The sequence below is a fragment of the Pinisolibacter sp. DMC100 genome (assembly GCF_056313705.1).
The window spans coordinates 136,577-147,149 of record NZ_JBQUZT010000006.1 but is presented as its reverse complement, the minus strand read 5'-3'; the positions used below and the strand labels follow the sequence as shown (position 1 = coordinate 147,149).

At 68.3% G+C, this 10,573-nt stretch carries 10 protein-coding genes; 2 read left to right on the top strand and 8 right to left on the bottom strand.

Going from position 1 to position 10,573, the window contains the following annotated elements:
• Window positions 1-339: 339 nt before the first annotated feature.
• Entirely contained in the window at window positions 340-1,707 is a 1,368-nt protein-coding gene (locus tag ACT541_RS18075) for a glutamine synthetase family protein (RefSeq protein ID WP_476138498.1), read from the bottom strand.
• A gap of 131 nt (window positions 1,708-1,838) precedes the next feature.
• Between ACT541_RS18075 and ACT541_RS18070 the strand changes: the two genes are divergently transcribed.
• A complete protein-coding gene (locus tag ACT541_RS18070; protein WP_476138497.1) occupies window positions 1,839-2,129 on the top strand; it encodes a DUF6665 family protein in 291 nt (96 codons plus the stop codon).
• A gap of 232 nt (window positions 2,130-2,361) precedes the next feature.
• Here the strand turns inward: ACT541_RS18070 and ACT541_RS18065 are convergent, their stop codons facing one another.
• The 7 genes from ACT541_RS18065 to ACT541_RS18035 form a co-directional block, all read right to left on the bottom strand.
• Window positions 2,362-2,676: a hypothetical protein gene (locus ACT541_RS18065; protein ID WP_476138496.1), complete on the bottom strand. Its 315-nt coding sequence runs from the start codon at window positions 2,674-2,676 to the stop codon at window positions 2,362-2,364.
• Between the two features lie 8 nt (window positions 2,677-2,684).
• Window positions 2,685-3,254, bottom strand: coding sequence for a cytochrome c oxidase subunit 3 family protein (locus ACT541_RS18060; protein WP_476138495.1), 570 nt, complete (start codon window positions 3,252-3,254; stop codon window positions 2,685-2,687).
• Between the two features lie 10 nt (window positions 3,255-3,264).
• On the bottom strand, window positions 3,265-5,211 hold the full coding sequence (locus ACT541_RS18055; protein ID WP_476138494.1) for a nitric oxide reductase activation protein NorD: 1,947 nt from the start codon (window positions 5,209-5,211) through the stop codon (window positions 3,265-3,267).
• 19 nt (window positions 5,212-5,230) lie between these two features.
• Window positions 5,231-6,052 (bottom strand): AAA family ATPase, encoded by an 822-nt coding sequence (locus ACT541_RS18050; protein WP_476138493.1) that lies wholly within the window; start codon window positions 6,050-6,052, stop codon window positions 5,231-5,233.
• An 88-nt stretch (window positions 6,053-6,140) separates the two neighbouring features.
• Window positions 6,141-7,487: a cbb3-type cytochrome c oxidase subunit I gene (locus tag ACT541_RS18045; RefSeq protein WP_476138492.1), complete on the bottom strand. Its 1,347-nt coding sequence runs from the start codon at window positions 7,485-7,487 to the stop codon at window positions 6,141-6,143.
• A 14-nt stretch (window positions 7,488-7,501) separates the two neighbouring features.
• Window positions 7,502-7,954, bottom strand: a complete 453-nt coding sequence (locus ACT541_RS18040) for a c-type cytochrome (RefSeq protein ID WP_476138491.1) — start codon at window positions 7,952-7,954, stop codon at window positions 7,502-7,504.
• Between the two features lie 303 nt (window positions 7,955-8,257).
• Entirely contained in the window at window positions 8,258-8,674 is a 417-nt protein-coding gene (locus tag ACT541_RS18035) for a hypothetical protein (RefSeq protein WP_476138490.1), read from the bottom strand.
• Between the two features lie 172 nt (window positions 8,675-8,846).
• On the opposite strand from ACT541_RS18035, the gene ACT541_RS18030 reads away from it, so the two are divergent.
• Window positions 8,847-10,547, top strand: coding sequence for a cytochrome D1 domain-containing protein (locus tag ACT541_RS18030; protein WP_476138489.1), 1,701 nt, complete (start codon window positions 8,847-8,849; stop codon window positions 10,545-10,547).
• The last annotated feature ends 26 nt before the right edge of the window (window positions 10,548-10,573 follow it).

The window sequence follows — 10,573 nt, the reverse complement described above, 5'->3', positions numbered from 1 at the left end:
CGCCGCGACCTCCCGGATGATCCGGATCGACTCCGCCTCCAGGGCCTTCAGATGCGTGTGACGTGCGACCGACATGGAAACCCTCGATGATCCGCCGGACGGAGATCCGGCGACGAGGGCACGAACTAGAATCGCTTTCTCCCGAACCCAAGCAATCGCCGTTCGCCGCCGCTCCGCGCGGGCGACAGAAAGGCACACGCCTTTGCGCCGAACGTCGATGGGCGACGGCACGATTGCGCCGAGAGTGGTTGCACGAGCATGGCATTCGCCGCGGCGCCCGCGTCGGACAATCGGAATTTTATTCTCGAGGGATCGCGCGATCGGCCGCCGTCGACGCCGTCACACCGTCTCGGTGTAGGCGATCCGCTCCAGCGCCGTGATCTCGGCGGCGAAGCGGCGCCATTCCGCCCGCTTCAGCGCGACGAAGACGTCGCGCATCCGCCGCCCCAGCGCCTCGGCGAGAAACTCGCTCTCCGCTGCCCGCTCGATCGCCGCGCGCCAGTCGTCCGGCAGCGCGGCATCGCGCTCGCCGGCATAGCCGTTGCCGGTGATCGGCGGCTCCGGCTCGCTGCGTCCGGCGATGCCCTCGAGCATGGCGGCTATGGTGACGGCCGCGACCAGATGCGGATTGGCGTCGATGCCGGCGACGCGCTGCTCGAGGTGCCGCGTCTTGGCCGCCCCCTCCGGCACCCGGACCGCCACCGAGCGGTTGTTGACGCCCCAGGTGGTGCCCATCGGCGCATAGCTCTCGGCGGCGAAACGGCGCCAGGAATTGAGATGCGGCGCGAAGACCAGCATCGATTCCTCGATCCGCTCGACCAGCCCGCCGATCGAATGACGAAGCAGCGGCGCGAGCTGCCCCGCCTCCGGGTCGGCGAAGAGATTGGCGCCGTCGGGACCGGCGAGCGAGGCGTGACAGTGCATGCCGGAGCCGGCGCGGTCGGCGAAGGGCTTCGCCATGAAGGAGGCGACCATGCCGTGACGCGCCGCGATCGCGCGCAACATGCGTTTGGCGCGGGAGAGGTCGTCGGCGGCGGCGAGCGCATCGGCGCGGTGGCGCAGCGTGAACTCGTACTGGCCGCGGGCATATTCCGAGATCATCGTCTCGAGCGGCAGGCCCATGGCTTCCGCCGCGCGATAGACGTCGCGGGTGAAGGGCTCCAGCCGGTCGAGCGCGTCGAGCCCGTAGACCTGCGTCGCCATCGGCCGCTCGCCGGTGAGCGGCAGACGGGCGGCTTCGACCTCGCTGCGATCGAGCAGGTAGAACTCGAGCTCGAAGGCCATCACGGGGGTGTAGCCCTCGGAGGCCGCCACCGCGACCTGGGTCGCCAGCGCATGGCGCGGATCGGCACCCATCGGCCGGCCGTCGAGTTCGTGGAGCGTCAGCTGGACCTCGCCGCGCGGCGGATCGGTCCACAGAAGCGGCCTCAGCGACCCCGGCACCGGCCAGGCGCGGCGGTCGGCATCGCCGTCGGACCAGACGAGGCCCGTCGCCTCGACGTCCTCGCCGAAGACGTCGAGCCCCAGGATCGAGCCGGGTAGATGGCGGCCTTCGCGATAGATGGCGAGGAGTTCGTGGCGGCGGACGATCTTGCCGCGGGCGATGCCGTTGGCGTCGATCAGGACGAGGTCGAAGGCGACGATCTCGGGGTGGGCGGCGAGGAAGGCCTCGGCCTCGTCGACCGTCGATCCGCTCGGGGACACCATGATGCGCGCGCTCCGTGATTGAACCGTCCCGACGATACGCCGGATGCCGCCGCATATCCAAGCACCGCCCGACGCGCTGGACGAGAGGCGCGCGACGACCGATCATCGGGCCACGGGGAAGGAGGTCCGCCTTGTCGAAATCGCCAGCCAGCCTGTCGCCGACCGGCGTCGTCGCCCTCGATCTCGAGATCCTCGGCGAGGAGGCCGCCGCCCTCGGCCGTGCCGGACGACGCGTCGAGGAGACCCTCGCCGACCTCGCCGCGGCATCGCCCGCCATGCGCGAGGCGGCGCTGCACGAGGCGGCGGAGGCGGTGCAGCACTATTTCATCCTGCGCGAGACGCGCGGCTTCCGCCGCCACGACGACGCCATCGCCGAGTACGGCATCCCGCGCGCGGTGATCGCCCGGCTCGGGGCGTCGTGAGAGCGACCGGAAACGCCTCCTCTTTTTCCGACGGGCGATGCCGCTTCGTCCCCTCCCCCTCGGAGGGGGAGGGACAGGGAGGGGGGGATGAAGCCTCTCCGCGAGGAATGCCGACGGGCAAGCTCGCCCCCCTCTCTGTCTCTCCCCCTCGCGGGGGGAGAGGACCGGAGGCACCGGCCATCGGATCGCAACTGCATCGGATGCCGAAACCTCGCGGTCTCCGCGGGGAGGCTCAGCGCTGCGGCACGGCGGCGGGCGCGGCATGCGTCGCCCCGACCGGCCGCAGGAACGGTTCCCGCACCGCGATCACCGACAGGCCGACGATCGCCACCACCGCGACGATCGGCACGGTGAAGCCCGAGAGCCAGCTCGGCGCCGTCTCGAGCCTCAGATAGCGGGCGAGGATCAGCCGCGCCTTGGCGATCGTCACGAGGCCGAGTGCCGCGACGAGCAGCGCGCCGAAGCGCCCCGTCTCGAGGCCGGCATTGACGAGGCCGGCGGCGAAGGTCAGCCCCATCAGCATCGCCCAGGTCAGGAAGAGCCGCATCGCGTGCCTCACCGCATCAGATAGATCACCGGGAAGACCACCACCCAGACGAGGTCGACCATGTGCCAGAAGGCCGTCCCGGTCTCGATCGTCTCGACGTCGTCGAACCAGGCGACGACCCCGAGAACGACGATGCCGAAGGCGACATGGACGGCGTGGAAGCCGGTGATCAGGAAATAGAGGGTGAAGAACCCGCCCTCGTCGAGCCCGTGGCCCGCCGCGATCTCGACCCCGTATTCCCGCGCCTTGACGACGAGGAAGACGACGCCGAAGGCGGCCGCGGCGCCGAGCATCGCCCGCGCCACCCCGCGCCGTCCCGCCTCGCGCGCCGTCACGGCGAGGGCGGCGAAGAGGCCGGAGGTGAGCAGAACCGCGGTGTTGATCGTGCCGGCGACCCGGTCGAGGCTCGACTGGGCGGCGAGGAAGCCGACCGGATCGAGCGCCCGAGCACCGGCGAAGGCGAGGAGCCCGCCGCCGAACACCATCAGCTCGGCGGCGATCAGCAGCCACATCATCGGATTGCCGGGAAGCGTCTCGCGGCCGGCGGGCGGATGCGCCCGGGACGATGGCTCGGTCACGGTGTTCCCCTCAGGCGCCGACGACGTGGCGGTAGAGCACCGGCAGCGCCTCGACGAGTTTGCCCGGACGGCCGATCACGGCGAAGCCGTTCGCCCCGAAGAGCCGCGGCACGTAGGCGCGCGCCTCCTTGTCGACGGTGATGCCGAAGACGGAACAGCCCGCGGCCCGCGCCTCCTCGACGGCGCGACGCGAATCCTCGATGCCGAAACGGCCCTCGTAGTGGTCGAGATCGTTCGGCTTGCCGTCGGTCAGCACCATCAGCAGGCGCCGCCGGTTGGGTCGCTTGGCGAGCCCCACGGTGGCATGGCGGATGGCGGCGCCGAGCCGGGTGTAGTGGCCGGGCTTCAGCCCGCCGATGCGGGCCCGCACCAGCGCCGACAGCGGTTCCTCGAAACTCTTCAGCGTCTCGACCCGCACGCGGCTGCGCTTGAGCGAGGAGAAGGAGAGGATCTCGTGATCGTCGCCGAGTGCCGCGAGCCCCTCGGCGAAGGCGATCAGCGCCTCCTTCTCGACCTCGATCACCGGCCGGTCGTCGGCATAGGCCTCGGTCGAGCGCGACGTGTCGACGAGCAGCGTCACGGCGAGATCGCGGGCGGTGTTGCGCACCTGCTCGAAGACCCGGTCGGACCCCTCGCCGCAGGAGGCGATGTCGGCGGCCGAGCGGACGACCGCGTCGATGTCGAGCTCCGACCCGTCGATCTGCGCCCGATGGCGGACGCGGCCGGCGGTCAGCGCCTCGAAGCGGCGCTTGACCTCGCGCACCCGCCGCCGCGCGGCGGGATCGAGGCTCCACGTCCCGTCCGCCGCCGGTTCCGCCACCCCGGCGAGAACCGAGACGTGATCGGGCAGATAGACGCCACGGCGGCAGTCCCATTCGGGATAGAGGAGGCGCCCCGACAGCCGGTCGCGGGCGACCTCCTCCGGCGCCAGATCGAGATCGAAGGCGAGTTTCGTCGCCGCCTTGCGCTTGACGTCGGCGAGCCCGATCTCGTCGTGGTCGTCGGCGGCCTTCTTCGCCTGATCCTCGTCGTCGTCCTCGACGTCGCGATGCAGGTTGAGGAACTCCGCCCAGCTCAGGATCTTGTCGAAGCGATGCATGAAGAAGGCGTCGGGCCGCTCGACCTGATCGCTCGTCCGTCGTTTGGCGCGTCGCGTCTTCTTGCTCTCCTCGCCGCTCGACCCGCCGGAGGCGGCATCCTCGCCGCCCTCGCGGCGTCCCGAACCGGTCGGGCGCACCAGATCGACCTCGCCCCACAGCACCACCGGCAGCGCCGGGCGATACTTCGGCGGAGCGACGAAGTCGTCGAGCGGACGGGCGGGATCGCGGACCGCGGCGAGGATGCCGTAGCTGTCGACCGCCGGTTCCGGCCCGCCGAGGAGGCGCCGGATCGCCAGTTCCACCGCCGTCTCGTGGGCGGGCAACGCCCGCTTCGGCCTGAGCTCGAGCAGACGACGGGCGAGCCCCGCGCCGGTGGCGGCGAGGCCCGGAAACCGTTCCTCGACCGCACGGGTCAGCGCATGCGCCCGGCGCAGGCGGGCGACGTCGGCGGCGAGAGGATCGCGCGGCAGGCGCTCGCCGCCCTCCGCCGCGATCACCGCCCAGGCGGCGAGCCAGCGATAGAGCGCACGGTTGTCTTGCGTCTCCGGAAGCAGCGCGATCTCGGCCGGCAGCAGCAGTGCCTCGCCGGTGAAGCGGGCGAGCGTCACCCGCTCGTCGTCGCGACCGAGACGACGGCGCAGCGACAGCCGGTGATGCGAGACGGTGTCGTCGGCGGCCTTGATCTCGATCGCGGCCGACCCGCCGAGCCCGCGATGGAGCACGCCGAGCGATCGCGCCACCGAGGCGAGATCGACGGAAGCCCCGGCGAAGCGCGGCAGCGTCGGCGGCGCGCTCGCCAGCCGGTTCCACAGCCGCCCGACGGTCTCCTCGGGCTCGAAGAAGGCGTGCCAGTCCATCGGTCTCGCCTCCGGGCGTTCAGCCCCAGACGGCGACGACGAGGTCGCGCAGGCCCTGTTTGACGTCGCGATCGTCGGAAAGCGGCTCGATCATCGCCGTCTCGAGCGCCTGCGGCACCGGCAGACCGTCGGCGATCAGCGCGGCGGCATAGACGACGAGCCGGGTCGAGCAGCCCTCTTCGAGGTCCTGCCCCTTGAGGGCACGGAAGCGTCCGGCGAGATCGACCAGACGCCGCGCCTTGTCGCCGGAAAGGCCGGTCTCGGCGACGACGATCTCGGTCTCGACGGCAGGCGCCGGATAGTCGAATTCGAGGCTCAGGAACCGCTGGCGCGTCGAAGGCTTGAGCGACTTCAGCAGGTTCTGGTAGCCGGGATTGTAGGAGACGACGAGCATGAAGTCGGCGGGCGCGGAAAGCGTCTCGCCGGTGCGCTCGAGCGGCAGGATGCGACGGTCGTCGGTCAGCGGATGCAGTACGACGGTGACGTCCTTGCGCGCCTCGACGATCTCGTCGAGATAGGCGATCCCGCCCGAACGGACGGCCCGGGTCAGTGGTCCGTCCGCCCAGACGGTCTCGCCGCCACTGAGGAGCCAACGCCCCGTCAGGTCCGCAGCGGTCAGGTCGTCGTGGCAGGCCACGGTGTGGAGGGGAAGGCCGAGCTTCGCCGCCATGTGGGCGACGAAACGGGTCTTGCCGCAACCGGTCGGCCCCTTGAGCAGCAGCGGCAGGCGCAGCCGATGGGCCCGTTCGAAGATCTCGCATTCGTCGCCCACCGGCCGATACCAGGGTATGTCGGCCATGGTGGTCGCCTCGCGCACGGGATGGTTCGGATGAGCGTTCATCGCTGTCTCGTCGCTTCGCCCCGCAGGGCTTCGGATCGGGAAGAAAGTCTCCCCGGGAGCGCGCCCCCGGGGAGAAGGTCGGTCGGGCTCACTCCGCCGGAGCGGAGGCGCCGTCGCGGGAGATGAGTTCGCCCTTGACCGGTCCGAGGATCGACCAGAGGTACATCAGCGCGCCGATCACCACGACCACGCCCGAGCCCAGACGCAGCACGTAGAAGAGCTGCAGCTGGTCCTGCACGTCCATGTAGCCCTGACCCAGCACGCGCTGCAGATGGGTCTGCACCACGCCGGCGAAGGTGAGGGTGAAGGTCATGAAGGCCATGGCCGAGGAGATCACCCAGAAGCTCACCATGTTGAGCACCTGGTTGTAGGGTTCGCGGCCGCGGAGATACGGCATGGCGTAGGTGAACACCGCCAGATTGAGGCAGACGTAGGCGCCGTAGAAGGCGAGGTGCCCGTGCGCCGCCGTCACCTGGGTGCCGTGGGTGTAGTAGTTCACCCCGTGCAGCGTGTGCATGAAGCCCCAGACGCCGGCGCCGAAGAAGGCCAGCACCGCGCAACCCAGCGACCACAGCAGCGCCGCGTTGTTGGGATGATCGCGACGACGCTTCCACACCATGTTGAAGGTGAAGAGGACCATCGCGAAGAACGGCAGCACTTCCAGGCTCGAGAAGATCGAGCCGATCCACTGCCAGTAACCGGGCGTGCCGATCCAGTAGTAGTGGTGGCCGGTACCGAGCAGGCCGGTGAAGAGCGACAGAGCGACGATGGCATAGAGCCACTTCTCGATCACTTCACGGTCGACGCCCGTCATCTTCAGCATGAGGAAGGCGAGGATCGAGGCCATGACCAGTTCCCACACGCCTTCGACCCAGAGATGGACGACGTACCACCAGTACATCTTGTCCACAGACAGGTTCGACGGATTGTAGAGCGAGAACAGGAAGAAGATCGCGATGCCCCACAGGCCGAGGAGCAGCACGTTGGTGATCGCGGTCTTGCGGCCCTTCAGCACCGTGACGGTGAGGTTGAAGAGGAAGATCAGCGCCGCCACGATGATGCCGAGCTTGACCCAGAGCGGCTGCTCGAGGAACTCGCGACCTTCGTGGATGCGGAAGACGTAGCCGATCACCGCACCGAGCGCGCCGACCACCAGGATGACGAGCTGGAGATAGGCGAGCTTGACCGAGTGGATCTCGGTCTCGGACTCTTCCGGCACCAGATAGTAGGCGGCACCGAAGAAGCCGACCAGCAGCCACACGATCAACGAGTTGGTGTGGATCATGCGGATGAGGTTGAACGGAAGAAGTTCCGACAGGAAGTTCGGAACGACGTAGACGTAGCCCGCGAGCAGGCCGACGGTGACCTGGACTCCGAACAGGGCGGCCGCGACGATGAAGTACGCGAGCGCCACTTTCTGGCTTTCGTATTTCATGACATCTCCCCCCGTCAGCCCGAGACCTTCGGCGGCCAGTTCTGGGTGTCGATCTTTCCGACCCAGGCGAAGAAGTCGACGAGATCGTCGAGATCCTGAGCCGAGAGGTCGAAATGCGGCATCTGGCGGCGGCCGGGGATGCCGGTCGGCTGCGCCTGGATCCAGCCCTTGATGGCGTCGCGGGCTTCGGCAGCGTTCTTGTCGCCGCCGAAGCGGACGAAGACGTTGCCGATCTCGGGCGCGTAGTAGGCGCCCTCGCCGAGGATGGTGTGGCAATCGATGCAGGCGTGCTTTTCCCACACGGCCTTGCCTCGAGCGACGGATTCCGTCAGCGGCGCCTTGGCCGTCGACTTCTGCACCACGTAGAAGTGGCTCTGGGCGGTCAGCGAAACGAAGATCAACAGGAAGGCCAGCGACCCCCCGTAGAAGATGTTTCGCGCCGCGGATTTCGTGAGCGCGTCGAACATAGAGTCCCCCGTGACTTCGGAACAGCTCCGGCGCGACGATGCTGGGAGCCGCATGGGCTCTCCTTGATTTCGGGTAATCACCCCCCGAGACCGACCGAAAGTCCAAGTCGCGTACGACAAAAAAGGCGGCGCACGTGCATCCTCGCGAATGCAGCGGCGCCGCCGAAGTCGATTGGGGCAATCCGATGGACCACGTCGAGAATTCGGCGCAACCCATGCACCCTCTTGTCCTACGCCCGCGTCCGCGACGTCTTGACCGGCGTCAAGTGCGTGAGAATTCGTGCGGCGATTTGGCGGCCGACCTCAACGGCACCAGGAAAACCGCGCGATTTCGATGGACGCGGCGGGCGTCGCGACCGCGGCCGCGGCGACCCGTCTCCGGGCCTCCTCCTCCGTGACGGCCGGTCGCCCGTCGGCGCCCGGCGGCACCCAGAGCCGCGCCAGCACCCGCCCGCTCGGCCGGTCCGACGCCACGGCGACCAGCCCGCCGCCGGCGACGAGGTCCGGCCGAGTGGCGGCGCGATGACCACAGTCGACCCCCGCCTCGCCGATCTCGCGGCCGGCCGGATCGAAGAACAGACGGCGATGACGAGCCTCGTCGGCGGGGTCGCGCAGCGCGTGCTCGGCGGCATGGCCGCGAAAGGCCGGCTCGTCGCGCGGCGGTGCGAAACGGTCGATCGCGCCCGCCGACACGTCTTGGGCGACGAGAAGCATGAACATCGAAGTTGCACTTCGAATATAACAATGCTTTCGCCCTGAAATCGATTTCAGATCATCTTGGTTCATCACGTCATCTTTTCGGCGACCCGACGTTTCGACTTGACGGTTTTCAAGGCGACCTCACGTGGCCGTGAACACCCTCGCGCGTCGATCCCGTTCAGGAGAGGGACACATGACCCACGCCGTAACCCGCACGGCCAAACTCCTCGGCGGCGCTGCCTTCGCGAGCCTCATGCTCGTGGCAGCGCCGTCGTCGAGCTTCGCCCAGTCCGCCGAAGCCCCGGCCGCCCCGACGCTCACCAAGGAGCAGATGGAGCAGGGCAACACGATCTACTTCCAGCGCTGCGCCGGCTGCCACGGCGTCCTGCGCAAGGGTGCCACCGGCAAGAACCTCGAGCCGGCCTGGTCGAAGAAGGCCGCCGACGGCACCGTCACCGAGGGCGGAACGCTGAAGCTCGGCCAGTCGCGTCTCGAGAAGATCATCGCCAACGGCACCGACGGCGGCATGGTCAACTTCGACGACATCCTCACCAAGGACGAAATCAAGCTGATGGCGTCCTACATCCAGCAGTCGCCGGTCGCCCCGCCCGAGTGGGGCCTCAAGGACATGACGGCGTCCTGGAAGAACATCGTGCCGCCGGAGAAGCGGCCGACCAAGCAGTTGAACAAGATCAATCTGTCGAACGTCTTCTCGGTGACGCTGCGCGACGCGGGCCAGATCGCCCTGATCGACGGCGACACCAAGCAGATCGTCGCGACGGTGAAGACCGGCTATGCCGTCCACATCTCGCGTCTGTCGGCCTCCGGTCGCTACGTCTACGTCATCGGCCGCGACGGCCTCCTGTCGCTGATCGACCTGTGGATGGAGACCCCCGCCGTCGTCGCCGAGATCAAGGTCGGCCTCGACGCGCGTTCCGTCGACACCTCCAAGTTCAAGGGCTTCGAGGACAAGTATGCGATCGCCGGTTCCTACTGGCCGCCGCAGTACGTGATCATGGAAGGCGAGACGCTGAAGCCGCTCAAGGTCGTCTCGACCCGCGGCGTCACCGTCGACGGCGAGTATCACCCCGAGCCGCGCGTCGCCTCGATCGTGTCGTCTCAGATCAAGCCGGAATGGGTGGTCAACATCAAGGAGACCGGCCTGATCCAGCTGGTCGACTATTCCGACATCAAGAACCTGAAGACCACCACCATCGAGTCGGCGAAGTTCCTGCACGACGGCGGTTGGGATTCGACCGGCCGTTACTTCCTGGTCGCCGCCAACGCCTCGAACAAGGTCGCGGTCGTCGACACCAAGGAAGGCAAGCTCGCCGCCCTCGTCGACACCAAGAAGATCCCGCACCCCGGTCGCGGCGCCAACTTCGTCCATCCGAAGTACGGCCCGGTCTGGGCGACGGGCCATCTCGGCGCCGACGTCGTGACCCTGATCGGTACCGATCCGGCCAAGCATCCGGAGAGCGCCTGGAAGGTGGTGCAGGAGCTGAAGCACATCGGCGCCGGCAACCTCTTCGTCAAGACGCATCCGAAGTCCAAGAACCTGTGGGCCGACGCGCCGCAGAATCCGGAGAAGGACATCGCCGAGTCGATCGCGGTCTGGGATCTGACCAACCTCGACAAGGCGCCGGAGGTGATCAACGTCGCCAAGCTCGCCGGCCTGCCGGAATCGAAGTCGATCAAGCGCGTGACCCAGCCGGAATACAACAAGGACGGCACCGAGGTGTGGGTGTCGCTGTGGGCCGGCAAGACCGAGCCTTCGGCGATCGTCGTCTTCGACGACGCCACCCGCAAGGTGAAGTCGGTCATCAAGGATCCCAAGCTGATCACCCCGACCGGCAAGTTCAACGTCTGGAACACCCAGCACGACGTCTACTGACGCCCGAACGCCCGGGGAGAGCGATC

Bases quoted from the DNA above. Each gene is read 5' to 3' on its own strand.
- ACT541_RS18075 (WP_476138498.1), bottom strand. From the start codon at position 1,707: ATGGTGTCCCCGAGCGGATCGACGGTCGACGAGGCCGAGGCCTTCCTC.
- ACT541_RS18065 (WP_476138496.1), bottom strand. From the start codon at position 2,676: ATGCGGCTCTTCCTGACCTGGGCGATGCTGATGGGGCTGACCTTCGCC.
- ACT541_RS18055 (WP_476138494.1), bottom strand. From the start codon at position 5,211: ATGGACTGGCACGCCTTCTTCGAGCCCGAGGAGACCGTCGGGCGGCTG.
- ACT541_RS18050 (WP_476138493.1), bottom strand. From the start codon at position 6,052: ATGAACGCTCATCCGAACCATCCCGTGCGCGAGGCGACCACCATGGCC.
- ACT541_RS18045 (WP_476138492.1), bottom strand. From the start codon at position 7,487: ATGAAATACGAAAGCCAGAAAGTGGCGCTCGCGTACTTCATCGTCGCG.
- ACT541_RS18040 (WP_476138491.1), bottom strand. From the start codon at position 7,954: ATGTTCGACGCGCTCACGAAATCCGCGGCGCGAAACATCTTCTACGGG.
- ACT541_RS18035 (WP_476138490.1), bottom strand. From the start codon at position 8,674: ATGTTCATGCTTCTCGTCGCCCAAGACGTGTCGGCGGGCGCGATCGAC.
- ACT541_RS18030 (WP_476138489.1), top strand. From the start codon at position 8,847: ATGACCCACGCCGTAACCCGCACGGCCAAACTCCTCGGCGGCGCTGCC.